14 protein-coding genes are annotated in these 15,556 nt (G+C 62.7%); 4 read left to right on the top strand and 10 right to left on the bottom strand.

The genetic code is table 11. The features are described from left to right. Nucleotides 1-90: 90 nt before the first annotated feature. On the top strand, nucleotides 91-747 hold the full coding sequence (locus tag AAAX77_RS03370; RefSeq protein WP_233506175.1) for a PAS domain-containing protein: 657 nt from the start codon (nucleotides 91-93) through the stop codon (nucleotides 745-747). Nucleotides 748-859: 112 nt separating this feature from the next. Here AAAX77_RS03370 and AAAX77_RS03365 read toward each other — a convergent pair whose 3' ends face one another. Next, a complete protein-coding gene (locus AAAX77_RS03365) occupies nucleotides 860-1,237 on the bottom strand; it encodes a Rid family detoxifying hydrolase (protein ID WP_349104778.1) in 378 nt (125 codons plus the stop codon). Between the two features lie 300 nt (nucleotides 1,238-1,537). On the opposite strand from AAAX77_RS03365, the gene AAAX77_RS03360 reads away from it, so the two are divergent. After that, a complete protein-coding gene (locus AAAX77_RS03360) occupies nucleotides 1,538-4,030 on the top strand; it encodes a U32 family peptidase (RefSeq protein WP_349104776.1) in 2,493 nt (830 codons plus the stop codon). Nucleotides 4,031-4,045: 15 nt separating this feature from the next. After that, nucleotides 4,046-4,705, top strand: a complete 660-nt coding sequence (locus AAAX77_RS03355; RefSeq protein ID WP_349104775.1) for an RluA family pseudouridine synthase — start codon at nucleotides 4,046-4,048, stop codon at nucleotides 4,703-4,705. Nucleotides 4,706-5,047: 342 nt separating this feature from the next. Here the strand turns inward: AAAX77_RS03355 and AAAX77_RS03350 are convergent, their stop codons facing one another. Continuing rightward, nucleotides 5,048-5,794, bottom strand: a complete 747-nt coding sequence (locus AAAX77_RS03350; RefSeq protein ID WP_349104773.1) for a DeoR/GlpR family DNA-binding transcription regulator — start codon at nucleotides 5,792-5,794, stop codon at nucleotides 5,048-5,050. 3 nt (nucleotides 5,795-5,797) lie between these two features. Further along, a complete protein-coding gene (locus AAAX77_RS03345; RefSeq protein WP_349104772.1) occupies nucleotides 5,798-6,877 on the bottom strand; it encodes a Gfo/Idh/MocA family oxidoreductase in 1,080 nt (359 codons plus the stop codon). A gap of 637 nt (nucleotides 6,878-7,514) precedes the next feature. On the opposite strand from AAAX77_RS03345, the gene AAAX77_RS03340 reads away from it, so the two are divergent. Further along, on the top strand, nucleotides 7,515-7,751 hold the full coding sequence (locus tag AAAX77_RS03340) for a hypothetical protein (protein WP_349104771.1): 237 nt from the start codon (nucleotides 7,515-7,517) through the stop codon (nucleotides 7,749-7,751). Between the two features lie 116 nt (nucleotides 7,752-7,867). On the opposite strand, the gene AAAX77_RS03335 is transcribed toward AAAX77_RS03340, so the two are convergent. The 7 genes from AAAX77_RS03335 to AAAX77_RS03305 form a co-directional block, all read right to left on the bottom strand. Further along, nucleotides 7,868-8,752, bottom strand: a complete 885-nt coding sequence (locus tag AAAX77_RS03335) for an ROK family protein (protein WP_271748763.1) — start codon at nucleotides 8,750-8,752, stop codon at nucleotides 7,868-7,870. Between the two features lie 79 nt (nucleotides 8,753-8,831). Continuing rightward, the gene (locus AAAX77_RS03330) at nucleotides 8,832-9,956 is read right to left on the bottom strand and encodes a glycoside hydrolase family 172 protein (RefSeq protein WP_172676343.1); all 1,125 of its coding nucleotides are present in this window, start codon (nucleotides 9,954-9,956) and stop codon (nucleotides 8,832-8,834) included. A 12-nt stretch (nucleotides 9,957-9,968) separates the two neighbouring features. Next, nucleotides 9,969-10,367, bottom strand: coding sequence for a PTS fructose transporter subunit IIA (locus tag AAAX77_RS03325; RefSeq protein WP_055287011.1), 399 nt, complete (start codon nucleotides 10,365-10,367; stop codon nucleotides 9,969-9,971). A 26-nt stretch (nucleotides 10,368-10,393) separates the two neighbouring features. After that, nucleotides 10,394-11,224: a PTS system mannose/fructose/sorbose family transporter subunit IID gene (locus tag AAAX77_RS03320; protein WP_260698762.1), complete on the bottom strand. Its 831-nt coding sequence runs from the start codon at nucleotides 11,222-11,224 to the stop codon at nucleotides 10,394-10,396. 2 nt (nucleotides 11,225-11,226) lie between these two features. After that, nucleotides 11,227-12,012 (bottom strand): PTS sugar transporter subunit IIC, encoded by a 786-nt coding sequence (locus AAAX77_RS03315; RefSeq protein WP_152067441.1) that lies wholly within the window; start codon nucleotides 12,010-12,012, stop codon nucleotides 11,227-11,229. A 9-nt stretch (nucleotides 12,013-12,021) separates the two neighbouring features. Then, nucleotides 12,022-12,495: a PTS sugar transporter subunit IIB gene (locus tag AAAX77_RS03310; protein WP_152067440.1), complete on the bottom strand. Its 474-nt coding sequence runs from the start codon at nucleotides 12,493-12,495 to the stop codon at nucleotides 12,022-12,024. Nucleotides 12,496-12,616: 121 nt separating this feature from the next. After that, nucleotides 12,617-15,358, bottom strand: coding sequence for a PRD domain-containing protein (locus tag AAAX77_RS03305; RefSeq protein WP_349104769.1), 2,742 nt, complete (start codon nucleotides 15,356-15,358; stop codon nucleotides 12,617-12,619). Between the last annotated feature and the right edge of the window lie 198 nt (nucleotides 15,359-15,556).

Genomic DNA, 15,556 nt, shown 5'->3' with positions numbered 1-15,556 from the left:
GTACCTGCGGATATACGAGATGATGGACAGCGTGTTACCATGAGAAAAAATTGTTATGAACATTTCCGATTTCACCCAAAGGAGTTGCCCGTGAACGAGACCGTACGTCGCTTTTTGCCGATGGTCGATTTTCTGGAGCAGATACTCGGCAAAAACAGCGAAATCGTGCTGCACGATTTCTCGGATCCCGACCACGCCATCGTCGATATTCGCAACGGCATCGTGAGCGGCCGCAAGGTCGGCGGTCCCGCCACCGATCTGGCACTCAAGATCATGCACGACGCCAAGTATCGCGACCTGCCGTTTATTACGGGCTACGAGGGGCGCGGTGCCGGCGGCAAGACGTTGGAGTCAGCGACGTACTTTATCCGCGAGAATGATGAGATTGTCGGTATGCTCTGCGTCAACACCGACCTCTCGACCGTGCGCTCCATCAACGCCATGGCGCAGCAGCTCATGGCGTGCTTCGACGCGGCGCCGACGCGCACGGAGCCCGCCCCTATCGAGGTAGAAAGCCTTTCGGAGTCCACACAGGAGCTCATCGACCGCAGCATTGCCGAGTTGCTGAGCGCGCGCGGGCTGGATGTAGCGTCGCTTGGTCAGAGCGACCGCGTGGACGTCATTCGCCACCTCAACGGTAACGGGGTGTTCATGCTCAAGGGCGCCGTGGCCTGCGCCGCCGCCGCGCTGGGCATCTCTGAGCCCAGCGTCTACCGCTACCTGCAAAAAGTCCGCAAGGAAGGCTAACGAGCAAAATGGAGTGCGGCCCCACAAGCGATCCGTCACTTGATAAAAGACCCTGCAGCTCGCACGCGCTGCAGGGTCTTTTTGCATGTCATGTTTAGTTGTGGCCAACGCCTTAGAGAGCGGCGACGACCTCGATCTCGACCAGACCGCCAGCCGGAAGGGCGGCAACCTGGAAGGCGCTGCGCGCGGGGAACGGGGCCTCAAACTTGGAGGCGTAGATCTCGTTCACGGCGGCGAAGTCGGCGATGCCGGCCAGGTAGACCGTGGTCTTGACGACATCGGCAAAGGTAGCGCCGGCAGCGGTCAGCAGGGCCTCGACGTTGGCGAGGGACTGCTTGGCCTGGGCCTCGACGCCCTCGGGCATCTTGCCGGTCGCGGGATCGATGCCCAGCTGGCCGGACAGGAACACCATGTTGCCGGCCTGGATACCGGGGGAATACGGGCCGATGGCTGCGGGTGCGTTATCGGAAGACACGACGGTCTTGCTCATGTTTTTCTCCTTACGATCAATTGAGAGAGCGTGAGCGCGGTGTTCACACCGGGAGGCACAGTTCGGTCTGAACACCGCGCTTGATTGGGATAGTACTCAAGGTTTCTGTTTGATGCAAGAATATTATCAGCTTGCGAGAATATTTTATCGCCCAACGGTTTCCCCGAACCGCTGAACGGTTCTCATGTGGAGCAGCCAGTCCAAGCTGCTGAAGACTTTGTCCTGCTTAGGCTGCGGGCGTCGCCCACCGCAGCGACGCCACTATACTTTTGAATATCTGAGCATTTTGAAAGGCAGGATATGACCGCAACCGCCAGCCGAACCACTAACCGCAGGCCCGAGCTTTTGGCCCCCGCCGGAGGCCCGGAGCCCTTTGCCGCCGCGCTCGCCGCCGGGGCAGACGCCATCTACTGCGGCATGGGCAGCTTCAACGCCCGCCGCAAGGCAACCAACTTTACCGACGAGGCCTTTGAGCAAGCCTGCCGCGCCGCGCATCTAGCCGGGTCGCGCGTCTACGTCACGGTCAACATCGTCATCAAGCAGTCCGAGATGGGCGATGCACTGCAGCTCATTCATCGCTGCTCCACGCTGGGCGCCGATGCCTTCATTATCCAGGACTGGGGTCTGTTCTTTGAGGCCAAGCGCACCATGCCCGGCATCGAGACACATATCTCGACCCAGGCGAACATCCACGACGACCGCGGAACCCTTTGGTGCCGTGAGCAGGGCGCCGACCGCGTGACTCTCTCGCGCGAGCTCTCCATCGACGAAATCGCCGCCATTCACGACGCCGCGCCCGATGTGGACCTTGAGGTCTTCAGCCATGGCGCCATCTGCTTTTGCTACTCGGGCCTGTGCCTGCTGTCGAGCTTTGCCATGGCGGGACGATCGGCCAACCGCGGCATGTGCGCCCAGCCCTGCCGCCTGCCCTACGAGTTGATCGACGAGAACGGTCGCGCGCTCTCCCCTGCCGGTCGCGAGCGCGCGCTGTGCCCGCGTGACACCAACACCTCACAGCTTGTTCGCCGTCTGTATGACGCCGGCGCCGCATCGCTCAAGCTCGAGGGCCGCATGAAGGCACCCGATTACGTGTACTCCATCGTTGATGTGTATCGTCACGAAATTGACGACATGCTATCCGGAGCCGCCGTTGCCAAGGACGAGGAAGCCGCCCGCCAGCGCCAGCTCAAGCGCTGCTTCAACCGCGACTTTACGCACGCCTATCAGGACGGCACCTCGGGCGACGAGATGATGAGCTATGAGCGTTCCAACAACCGCGGCCAGATCGTGGGCACGGTGCTGGGCAGCCGCCCGGCCAACCGCGATGTGCGCGGCCTCAAGTCCGACGACCGCCGTCGCCGCGCCGCCATCGCCCGCATTGAGCTGTTTGAGCCCGTGGGCAAAGGCGACCTGCTGGAGCTTCGCCACGATAACGAGTTTGACCAGTTCCTGACCACCATTGCCGCCGATGATGCCGCCGCCGGTGACATCATTGAGTGCCGCGTGCCCCGTAGCATGCCCGAGGGCTGCCGCGTGCGCGTGATTCGAAGCCAGAGCGCCATTGACGCCGCCGGCGCCGCGCTCAAGCGCGATGTGCTGCGCCGCCGAGCTGTTGACGTGTCCGTCGTGGCGCGCCTGGGCGAGCCGTTTACTGTCACACTCACCTGCTGTGACAACCCCGCGCTCACCGCCACCGCCACGGGCTTCACCGTCGAGGCCGCCAAGACCCGCGCCGTCGAGGCATCCGATCTGGTTGAGCACGTCGGGCGCATGGGCTCCTCTCCCTTTGAGGCCGCGAGCTTTGATGTGGCGCTCGATGAGGGCTGCGGCATGGGCTTCTCCGCCGTGCACAAGGTGCGCGCCGCCGCTTGTAAGGCGCTGGAAGAGGCCATTCTGGCACCGTACGAGGAGCGCGCAAAAACGCTCGAGTTGCCGGTGCTCGACAAATGTACGCGCCCCATGCCCAAGCACTACCGCGACGAGCCGCAGATCTGCGCCACCGTCACCTCGCTCGAGGCCGCCGAGGCAGCCCGCGCGGAGGGTGCAACGCGCATCTATATGACCACCGACGCGCTCGAGGCTGTCGGACTCTCCCCTGCCGATGCATTTGAGCAGGGTATCGTGCCCGTACTCGACGAGGTCTGCCGCGCCGTCGACCACGAGCGCGTCGATCCTTGGATCAATGCCGGAGCCACCGTCGCCGTCGGCAATATCTCCGAGCTCGCCGTAGCCGCTCATGCCGGCGCCACGGCCGAGATTCGCTCTTGCCTGCCGGTGCATAACACGCCCTGCATGGAGGCACTTGCCGAGCGCGGAGCCGGTGCGTTTTGGCTCTCGCCCGAGATCACGCTCGACGAGATCGTCTCGCTTGGCACCGCCGCGCCCGCAGCCCTGGGCATCACTGTGTTCGGCCGCCCGCGCGTTATGACGAGTGAGCACTGCATCCTGCAGGTGGCCAATGGCTGCATCCACGATTGCGCTAACTGCCGCCTGCACGCCCGCAAGCTGTCACTCAAGAATATCGACGGCAAGGTCATGCCCGTACGCACCGACATCCATGGCCGCTCTCGCCTGTACGACGCCTACCCCATCGACCTCACGCCGCAGGTTCCTCAGCTGCTCGATGCCGGCGTGCGTCGTCTCATGGTAGACGGAACGCTGCTCGAGACAGATGAGGTGGGCCGTGCCGTCGCCCGCGTCCGTCGTGCCGTCGAAGCAGCACAGGCCGGCCGCAAGCCCGCCGCCCGCCTGCGCGGCGCCACCTCGGGCTGCATGTTTGTGGGAATTAGCTAACCGAAAGGCTTACACGTGAACGAAGAACCTCAAGTCCTTTACTGCGACGCCTGGCTCATGGCCATCGACAAGCCCGCCGGCATGATCGTCCACGGCGACGGCACCGGCGAGCGCACGCTCACCGACTACGCCAGCGACCTGCTGCTGGCGATGGGTGACGGCTTTGCCGCGACCGACATGCAGCCGCTCAACCGCCTGGACCGCAACACCACCGGCGTGGTGTTGTTTTCGCTCGACAAACAGACGCAGCCCGCCTTTGACCAAATGGTCATCGACCACGCCTTCGAAAAGCACTATCTGGCGCTGGTCGAGGGCAAGATCGACTGGAACGAGAAGCTCATCGACAAGCCCATCGCCCGCGACCGTCACGACAGCCGAAAGATGCGCGTCGGCGCCAGCGGCAAGCCGTCTCAAACTCGCGTGAAGGTGCTCAAACGTCTTAAGAGCCGTCGTGGCCTGCCCGCGCGCTCGTATATCGATGTCGAGTTGCTCACCGGCCGCAAGCACCAAATCCGTGTGCACCTGGCAAGCGAGCATCATCCCCTGGTTGGCGACGACCTGTACGGAACGCCGCGCCCCTGCGGCCTGATGCTCCATGCCCACAGCGTGTCCTTCACGCATCCCGTAACCGGCGAGCACATCCACATCGAAGCCCCCTGCCCCTGGGAGCCCTAAACCACCACAATGGGGACAGGCACCTTTGTGGTGGTTTTGCCGCAATGGTTCAACCGCGGTCCCAAAATGTCTCGATCTGTAACAGTTAGAACCCATTTTCCGGTCTATCTGTTACAGATCGAGACATTCAAATCCCCCTTAAGGGAAAATCTCAATCTGTAACACCTAGCCCACTTTTAACGGTCCAGTTGTTACAGACTTAGACAAACCGGCAGACAACGAAAGCGGCAACGCCCGTGATGGACGTTGCCGCTTTTCTATTGAGAAAACTACTCGGTTTTCGTTACTAACCACCACAATGGGGACAGGCACCTTCGTGGTGGTTTTGGCCTTGTCTCGCTGTTAGACAGTGATGACGTTGTCCATCGACTGGTACTTGGCTGGCACCTCGCCCGCGGTAATAATCGTTGCGTCGCGGAAGTCCGCGAATTTTACGGGAGCCACCATGCCAAACTTACTGGCGTCCGAGATTACGAAGCGTTTGGCTGTATGGCGCATCGAGATACGCTTGACCTGCGCTTCCTCGATATCGGGCGTCGTAAAGCCCTGCTCGGCGGCAACGCCGTTAGAACCCCAAAAGCCGCAGTTAAAGTTGTAGCGGTCTAGGGTTGCCAGAGCATCGGGGCCAACGAGCGCCTCGGTCTCGGGTTTAAGCTCGCCGCCCAGCACCACGGTGCGCATGCCGCGCACAGCGAGATGCTGAGCATGGAGCACGGAATCAGTCACATAGGTGACCGATTCGAGATGCGGAAGATGCTCGATGAGTCTGAGCGTTGTCGAACCCGAATCGATGTACACAAAGCTCTCGGGCTCCACGAGCGCCGCGGCGCGGGCGCAGATACGCTCCTTGTCGTCGTTATGGAGATCACTGCGCTCACTGATCGTTAGGTCGCGCGTCACGTGCGCGCGCTCAAGACTTGTCGCGCCACCGTGCACCTTGGCGATGCGGTGCGCTCGGTCGAGCGTCTGTAGGTCGCGTCGAATGGTAGAGGCCGTCACGCCCAGGGCATCGGCAAGCTCGGGCACCGTTACCGAGCCAGCCTGCTGCACCATCGACACGATCGTATTGAGCCTATCTTCCGCAAGCATCGCTTACTCCTCCTCGGGGTAGACGACTCCCCAATCGGCGCGGAGCTTGGTCATGAGCTCCATCACATCAGAAGCATAATCCAGAAGCTCACGCTTGGAATCGTCGCCGGCGACGGCCTGCTCGAGGTCAGCCATCTCGTAGCACAGGGCATAAGCCTCGGTGCCCGCGGCGACCTCCTCGCGATGACCGTCCGCGGTCCACACGATCGTCGCGTGATCGGCGCGCGGATACTCGTTGACCTCGACATAGCAATTGTCAAAGCTGATAACCGAGCGCTTTGGCTGCTTGGAGTGGAGCGTAAGGCTCACGACGCCCAGCTGCTGCTCGGCATTGCGGCAGACGATGCCGCCTGCAACGTCCACGCCGGTCTCGCAGGTGTTACCCAGAGACACGACCTCGACGGGCTGGCTCGCCATAAACAGGCGCATGACGGACAGGGCGTATACGCCAATATCGAGCATTGCACCGCCGGCGAGGTTGCGATTGTAGAATCGGTTGGTCAGGTCGCCGTACTCCTTGTAGCTACCAAAGTTGAGCTGAGCGAGGTTCATGCGGCCAAACTCGCCGGCATCCATGCGGCGGCGCAGCTCTTGATACAAGGGCATGTGGAGCACCGTGGTAGCGTCCATAAGGACCACGTTGCGTTCGGCGGCAATGGCGCGGGCCTCATCGAGCTCGGCGGAGTTGAGCGTGATGGCCTTCTCGCAGAGAACGTGCTTGCCGGCCGCCAGGGCGGCGCGCAGATAGGTGATATGGGTGTTGTGCGGGGTGGTGATGTAGACGGCGTCGATGTCAGGATCGGCGTAGAGATCCTCAACCGTGTCATAGACCTTCTCGACGCCGTACTGGTCGGCAAAAGTCTGAGCCTTGGTGAGCGTGCGGTTGGCAACGCCCGTAAGCTTGCGGCCGGCCAGGGCAAGGGACTGAGCCATCTGGTTGGCAATAACGCCGCAACCGATCACAGCCCAACGGAGCTCGGGAGCCGTAAAGATGTCGTTAGGGAACGGCTTGTCCTGGACCGAAGCAAATGCTGCTTTGGCGGCTGCCGCGGCGTCGAGTGGAGCCTGCTTGGAATCTGCCATGAATACCTCCTGCGTCGTGAAAAGTCTTTCAATTCTGACAGCTATATATTCGCACAAATACGCGTGTATGTGCGTACTTCTGCGTATATAACCGCCAAACGGTCAAAATACAACCGCAGACGGCGCATATACACGCATGGTCACGCAATCCTGCGCACGCAAATACGCACAAATGCGCACTAATCATTGCTCAGAGACGGGGAATTCTACTTAGAACTTCAAAGACAGGATGATCCGCTTCACCACGTCACTCATGGCGCGCTGCAGCTCTAAGGACCGTCCCAAACTGCCGACAGAAAAGGAACGTCCCCAGGCGCCGGCATTTCAAGAGCACTCATTTAAGTCTGTCCCCAATGAGTGCAATCACTCATGTAAGCCTGTCCCCAATGAGTGGGAGTAATCAGAGACCCTTTGCGAGGGAGGCCGGACGTGGCCTTCCTCGTTTTTATTCATGGACTTTAGTCCGTGCCGCACGGCACGCGCGGCATAGAAAGCCACCCGCTCAGCGGGTGGAGGCCAATTTCCGCTACGCGACAAAACCTTCCCCCTAGCATGAGGATTGTTCAGGTCATCATGCTAGGGGGAATGTGATTGCTGTGGCCCAGAAAGCCGACAGCCTCGCGCACACGAAATGGCTATGCAAGTACCGCATCGCACCGAGGTCAAGCTCGTCGCCGCCATCGCCGAGAAGCACCCCAAGGTGCGCTTTGCCGTGAGCTGCACCTCGGCCTACGCCGACCTCTACGGCCGCATGGAGCAGGCCCTGCGCGAGCGCGTGGCCAACGCGGTGGAGGTCGTCCGCTCCGACATCAGCCCCGCGCTTCTTGTCCACACCGGTCCAAACCTCGTGGGTGTGGCGGTCCAGGGACTCTAGCGGAGGCGGGGCGTCCTGCCCCAAAAACAAATGCAAAAGACGAGCGCTTCTTGCCGCCCAATTGGCAAGAAGCGCTCGTCTTTTCTTACCGTGTTGTATGGCGGAGAGAGCGCAAGTTACGCGAGCGCCCTTCTTGCCAGCTCGGCCGCGCCGAGGATTCCTTGGTCGCCGCCGCAGCCCGGGGCGCAGATGTAGCTCTCCATGTCCTTAAGCTCGGCGGTCTGGATGTAGCCACCCAGATATTCGAGGGTCTTCTTGCGGACGATGCCGTAGAGCTGCTCCTGGTGCATCACGCCACCGCCGAGGACGATGCGGCGAGGCGAGTACATGAGCACGAGGTTCGCACACATCTGCCCCAGATAATCCCCCTCGAGCATCCACACCTCATCGTTGTCCGCGAGCTCGGCCGCGGGCTTTCCCCAGCGCGCGGCGATGGCGGGGCCGGAGGCGAGGCCCTCGAGGCAGCTCGCGTGGCTCGGGCAGACGCAGCGTCCTTCCTCGGTGGGACGGGTCCTTACCAGCATGTGACCGGCCTCGGGGTGCAGCATGCCGTGAAGGAGCCTGCCCGCGCACATGACGCCCGCGCCCACGCCGGTGCCGATGGTCACGTAGACGGCGTCCTTGAGCCCCTTGCAGCAGCCGAAGACCACTTCGCCGAGGCAGGCAACGTTCACGTCCGTATCGTAGGCCACCGGAATCCCGAGGGCGTCGGCGAACGCGGCGCGAAGACCATAGCCTCGCCACGCGAGCTTGGGCGTTTGGAGGATGGAGCCGTAGCGCTCGTCGGCGGGGTCGACGCAGGTCGGGCCGAAGGCGCCGATGCCCAACGCGTCCACATCGCGGGCGGCGAACCACTCGATCATCTGCGGGACGGTCTCGGCGGGCGCAAGCGTCGGGGTCTCCATACGGTCGAGGACCTCGCCGTCGCCGGACACCACGGCACAGACCATCTTGGTCCCGCCGGCCTCGAGGGCGCCGAGCCTCATTTGCTTTTCGCTCACGTGATCCTCCTTACAAAGGGACGCCCGCAGTCATGGTCAACCGCGGACGCCCATAACGTTGGCTTGTTTCGAGGCGACCCTACCTGGGCACGCGGTCCTGCCTTGCGGCAAACGGGGCGAGCACGGCGTGCGGCTCGCTTTGGTACCAGTAGGCGACGGTGGAGATGTCGTCCTCGCGCTCGTAGAGCTTGATGTCGTCGTTGCCGAGGTCCTGGAACGTCACGCGCAGGTCCTCCTTGAACGAGATCGGGTCGGGAAGGTGCCACCTGTAGAGGCCGTGCCTGGGCAGCGCGTCGTCGTTGGTCGCGAGCATCGGGTTCGGGTTCGGCTTGCCCGCGCTGAAGCGGTCGCGCGTGGCGTCGCGCGTCGAGCGGTACGGGTAGCCGGCGAACAGCGTGTTGAAGCACTGCGCCTCGGGCAGTGCGTGGGGCGGCCTGTCGAGGAAGGCCCAGGCACCGCCGAAGTAGTCCTCGGCTCCCGTCGAGGTGACCGTGGGGAACTCCTCGTCGCCGTCGAGGAAGAACTTCATCTCGCCCTCGCCCCACCAATAGCGCTCCAGGGCGCACAGGGCCATGTAGGTGCCGACGTAGTAGCCCTTACCGCGCACGCCGTCGAGCACGGTGTAGTCGACGCCCCTGCGGGTGCTGCGCTCGCGGTTAAAACGGGCGTGGAAGTACATGGCGTCGTCCGGCACGTCGGTGAGCGCGTAGTTGAACGTGTAGAAGATGTACTTAATGAACCCGGGGTGCTCGCTCGTAAGCGTGACCTTGGCGTGCTTCCTGAAGGGCATCTCGAAGTAGCAGTTCATGCCGCCCGTCGGGTTCACGCAGATGGGCATCGAGTTGACGATGGCGCGCTCACCGAAGCCGTTGCAGAAGAAGTCGCCGACAGGGCACTCGACCGAGGGGGTCTCCTCGTCGTCCCAGTAGAAGCGCAGCACGAGGTCGCGCATGACGAAGCTGCCGGCGGCGGTCTTGTCGGGGACGGTCATCCAGATGTGGCGGATGATGCCGGGGCCCTCGATGTCCGCGAGCGTGATGGTCTCGCCGGACTCAAGGGGCACGCAGCACGAGCCCTTGCGGCCGACGCCGAGGTGGCTGGCCGACATGGCGGCACGGCCCTTCTCGCCCGTGATGTTCTCGGGGGTGATGGCGCGGCTTTCCTCACCGCCGTGCATCCACACGTCTTTAAGGAACTCTCTCATCGTCGACCTCCTCTATTCGTCGTCTTCGCACTCGGCGGAACTGGCACCGTTCACGTAGACGATCTGCTGGCGCGCCTCGTCGACGAGGGCGTCGAAATCGAGTTTCTCGTCGGGGCGCGCGAGCGCGACCGTCATGGCGAGCGGGAGGTTGACACCCGCGATCACGTGGATCCGGTCGGAGGCGAAGCGGGAGAAGCGCTGGTTCACGCTGCCGCCGAGCGCGTCGGTGAGGACGACGACCTCGTCAGTGCCCGAAAGAGCCGCCTCGACCGCCGCGTCAAGCCCCTCGCCGTTGTCGTTCACGTAGGCGCACACGGCGTTGACGGCGTCGCTCTTACCCGTAAGGAACTCGAGGGTGTCCTTGAAGCCCTGGGCGAGAAGGGAATGGCTCGCCACAACTATCTTTCTCATTGATTCACCAATCTCTTGGGTCGAAGCTAGGCGAGGATGCCAGCGGCGGAGGCGACCATCGCGAGGACGATCACCACGAGGATGAGGGCCGTCATGCTCGCGTTCTTCTTGGTAAGAAGGTAATACGCGCTTCCCGTGATGGCGGCGGGGATCATGGCAGGCAGGATCTTGTCGAGCAGCGGCTGAATCTCCATCGAGACGTCGCCGAAGCTGAAGCTAATCGGGCAGGTGACGCCGATGACCGAGGCGATGAGGCAGCCGACCACGGTGAGGCCGAGCACGGAGGCGGCGGCAGTGAGGTTGGGAAGCTTCTCGCTGAAGTCGGTGACGAGCTTCACACCCTGCTTGTAGCCGAACTCGAGGGCGTGCATGCGGACCCAGAAGATGGCCAGGATGAGCGCGAACCAGATGCCGGCTCCCACGGGGTTGCCCTCGATGGCCATGTAGGCGGCGATGGAGCCCATGATGGTCGGGATCATGGTCATGAGCAGGGAGTCGCCGACGCCGGCGAGCGGTCCCATGGTGCCGATCTTCAGGTCTTGGACGGCGTCCGCCGCCGCGAGGCCGTCACGCTCCTCCATGGCCACGCAGGCGCCGAGGATGATGGCGGCGAGCCAAGGCTGGGTGTTGTAGTAGCGGAAGTGGTTGTTGAGCGCTTGCTTATAGTCCTCGTCGTTCGTGTAGATCTTCCTCAGGATCGGCGAGAGGGCGTAGGCGACCGAGGCGCCCTGCTGGGTCTGGTAGTTGAAGGTGCACACGCTCATGAGCCAGCGCCAGTTCGCGTTGCGCAGGTCCTTCTTGGTGACCTTATAGCCGGAGGGCTTGCCCTCGGCGGCGGTGATGTTCTCGTTTTCCATGGTTACTCATCCTCTCCGATGAAGGCGTCTGCGGAAGCGTGGGCGGTGAGCTCGGCGTCCTTCTCGGCACGCTGATAGAACGCGATCGCGAGGGCAACGCCGACGATGGCGGCACCGATGATGGGCACGTTCAGGAAGGCCGAGAGGAAGAAACCGGCGAGCAGGTACTGGAAGTACTTGGCGGTTGGCATGTAGCGGAGCAGCATGGCGATACCGATGGCCGGGAGCATCTTGCCGGCGAGGGTGAGGCCGGAGAGGAACCACTGGGGCATGACCTCGAGGAGCCAGTTGACGGCGGGCTGGCCGAGCGTCACGGAGACAAAGACGGGCAGGGCGGCGCACAGGCCGAAGAGCGCGGGGCAGACCCACAGGATGGCGTTCATCTGATTGAACTTACCCTCGTTGCAGAACTTCTGGGACTTCTCGACGACAAAGCCGTTGAGGATCTTGACGACGACGTCGAGCTGGATGCCGAGCATGCCGACCGGCAGGCCGATGGCGAGGCCCGTGTCGGAGCCCAGGGTCACGCCGTAGGCGGTGGCGATGATGGCCATCGTGCCGTAGTCGGGAATCGACGAGCCGCCGAAGCCCGCGACGCCGAGCTGCATGAGCTGGATGGTGCCGCCGATGACGAGGCCGGTCTGCCAGTCGCCCATGACGACGCCGGTGATAAGGCCCCAGAAGACGGCATAGTTGACGAAGATCATCGGGATGCCGTAGTAGTCCACGTGCTTGATGAAGGCAAGCAGGGTCAAAAGGACGACCTGCAGGATAGTGAAGTTGACCATGATCCCTCCTTAGATGAGGTCGGCGACGGAGACGGGCTTGTCGGCGGGCACGAACTGTGCCGTCACCTTGACGCCGTGGGCGATGAGCGCCTTGTAGCTTTGGACGTTCTCGGCGGAGGCATAGGCGCGCTGGGTGAGCTGGACGCCGCCCTCCTTGACAAGAGAGCCGCCGACGATCAGCGACGGGAGCTCGATGCCCGACTCGACCAGGTGAAGCATCGTCTCGGGTTCCTTGGCGATGACAAAGACCTTCTCGCGGTCGTACTTACCCGCCGCGAAGTTCTTGAGCGCGGTCTCCTCGGAGATGATCGAGACGGCCATGCCCGCGGGGCGCGCCATCCTCATGGTGGACTTCAGGACCTCGTCGCCGGCGACCTTGTCGTCGATGACCATGACTCGGGTTGCGCCCGACACCGGGGCCCACTGCGTCACGATGATGCCGTGAAGCAGGCGATTGTCGATTCGTGCCATAACAACACTCATGTTTGCTCCTATCAAATCAAGTTTTTCATTCAGCACTGCCTTGGCGCTATCCGGATTCGCGCCGGGCGAGGGGTTATCGGATTATTGAAGACGCGCGGTCAGCTCGTGACGGCGCGGGGGGTCACTCGTCGAACAGGAGGCTCGAGGAGCCGAGACGCTCCTCTCGCGCCGGGGCGGCGCTCACGCTGATGTAGTCGAAGACGTAGGCGATCTCGCTTACAGGAACCTCCACGCGATAGCGCGTCGAGATGCTCGAGAAACTCTGCCTGAAGGACTCGATGAAGTCGGTGTGCTCTTCCTCGAAGCGATCCTGGCCGACGTAGGTCTCGATGGGGTTGCGGGTGACGAGGCGCTCGACGAGGCAACAGAGGTGAACGTACAGCCCGATGATGGCGTTGCTGCTGATCTTCTCGCCCGTTCTGCGCTGAAGCTCGTGCACGGCGCTCTCGATCTCGTGGAACAGCCGCTCCGGGTCGAGGATGGTGATGGAGCGGATAACGTTCTGCAGCGTCATATTCGAAAGCAGCTTCTCGTGGAAAGAAGCGAGCTCGGAGACGTCGAGCCACCTGCCGAACACGGCATCGACCTTCGAGGCGGACGCCGTCGACATAATGTCTTCGAGGGCGACGAAGGGAACGGAGGCAATCCTGGGGTCTCCCGTGCCGATGACGGCGCAGACGCGGTGCTCGGAGAAAACGGCGTCGTTCGACCCGTTCGCGGCAAGCTGCTTGAAGGGCCTCGTGAGCAGGCGCGCGCCTATGGTGCGCGGGAGGCTCTGCGAGACGAGCTGACGTATCCTCTCGGCCGCGTCGACCCCGGACTCGGAGCAGAAGACGATGGCGTCCTCACGGTTGACGCGCTCGATTACCTTGCAGTGCGTCACGCACACGGCGGTCGCATCGCCAAGAACCTCGGCGATGGACTTGCCGCCGAGCAGCCCGGACCCGATCTCGAGCGCGAGCCCGGTGGAGACGTTGTTCACCACCCCGATGGTGGAGTCGGTAACGTTCTCGAGGGCCTTATAGGCCTCCTCCAAAGAGCCCATGTCAACAAGAAACACGACCCCGGTGCAGTAGGAATGGCGGTCGACGAGGCGCTGGAGCGGACCGACGATGTCCTTCAGCTGCTGGTCGTAGGGCATGTCGACCGCCTCGTACACATGCACGCCGAGCATACGGTTCGCCGCGTCGGCGATGCTCGTCGCCGTCGAGTAGCCGTGTGACAAGATGACGCAGAGCGTCCGAAGGGCCTTCGCGTCGCGAGACTCCGATGCGACGCACAGCGTCAGAAGCGTCTTCGTGAAGTGATCGAGCGAGATTCCGAGCGCCCCTTCCATGTCTGCGGCGACCTGATCGGAGACGCTCGAGGCAAACGGCAATTCGGAGGTCACGGCACCGAGGAGATGGGAAATTTGCTCCGCACAGGCAGACTTTCGCTTAGCCAGGCCGATGCCCGGCCACAACTGCAGGCAAATCTCCTGGGCCAGTAGAAAAGTGACCTTCCTCGAAAGCTCGATGCCATAAGAAGAGCCTGCGTCGGCAAGGACCGCGCCCACGACGCGCTCGAAGGCGCGCGACCTCGATGAGGCGACGCCGTGGCCGAAGATCAAGTGATCCTCAACGCCGCGCACAGCGGAGACAGCTTGCGAGACAAGCTCGGAGACAGAGAGCTCCCCGGCGCAGAATCGCTCATCGAGAGAGCACAGGGCATCGAGCGCCTGCTCGACCGGCCCTGTGCTCTCGGCGGCATCCAGGGACGCGTCGATCAGAACGCCATCGTCGGGCTGTTGATCGATCTGCGCGGAGGAGAGGAGCCCGCTGGGAAGAAGATACGGGCGAACGACGACGTAGTCGCCCTCGCGATTGAGGAACGCTTTGGCGCAGCAGTTCGTCACGCAGGCGCGCAAGCCGGCGATGTTATCGGAAAAGTCCGCGTTCACGAGGCAACGGTATGCGCCGCGGCTGATCTTCACATCAGAACCGATTCGGCACCCCTCGCTGCGCAGGAAGCTCAAGATGAGATCCTCGCGCTCCTCGGGGGTCCGCTCCTTGAGTGAGGGGACGCGGGCACAGATGGGCATTTTGCTGTAGGCCGAGGAAACCTTCGGGTCATCGGCGGAAAGCGTCGTCGAAAGAACGAGGCGAGCGCGCGGCGCATCCTGGGAGGCATCGAGCCCGAGGGCCGTCGCAAGGCAGTGCTCCATCGCAGAGGGAGAGAGTGCCTCGATGCCGTTGACAAAGACCACACCCCCGCGCGATTTCGCGATCGACTCGTCAAGAAGCCCGTTGAACGAGGCGGCGTCCGGGACCCCGGCGCAGTCGATGCGCACATAGGAGGAGTCGCGGGACAGCAAGCCCTGGTTCTTGCCGTACTCGTACACAAGGCGAGAAAGGAAAGACTTGCCGACACCCACGCCGCCGCTCAAGAGGATGGGCAGGCCGAACGGAGGGTACTGAACCGCAGCCTTGCACTGCTCGACAACGGAGCTGAGGCTAAGGTCGAAGCCCACGGCACGCGCGAAGTCGCGGTGATCGGCGATTCCCGTCGCCTGGATGAGGTCGGCGAGCGAGGCGTACTCGCTTGCAGAGAGCTTTACCTGAAAACGCTTCTGGAACGCGCGGCGATGAAAATAACGGACAGGCCTGCCCGCCACCTTAACCACAAGGCCGGCGCGAACAAGGTCGTTGAGGTACTGGCTCGCCAGACTCCTGGAGATGATGAGCGTCTCGGCGATGTCGGAGGTGGACAGACGGGCAAGGTCGTCGAGCGAGACGGCAGAGGTGAGGGCCTCGAGATGCTCGAGAATCCTGTCCCTCATGTCGACGGGCTTCTTTGCCAAGCTGTCCTGTGCGGTCTTGTCCATGACTTCTTACCTCCTCGTACAAGGAGTATAAGGGGAGCACAGAGAACGGAAGGGGGCGCGTGGGGGAATCAACAGCCCCGAGGAGAAGTCCACCACTTGAGGGGCAGAAAACAACGGCCATTGAACATTCAGGGCCGACGCTCAACACTTCGGCTCGACACTTCGCTTTGGAAAGGGCCCTGCGCGCCGGGGTCCCAA

Origin of the sequence: Collinsella sp. CLA-ER-H6, assembly GCF_040092305.1 — a bacterium.
Classification (GTDB): Bacteria; Actinomycetota; Coriobacteriia; order Coriobacteriales; family Coriobacteriaceae; genus Collinsella.
This window is presented reverse-complemented; position numbering and strand designations above follow the sequence as displayed.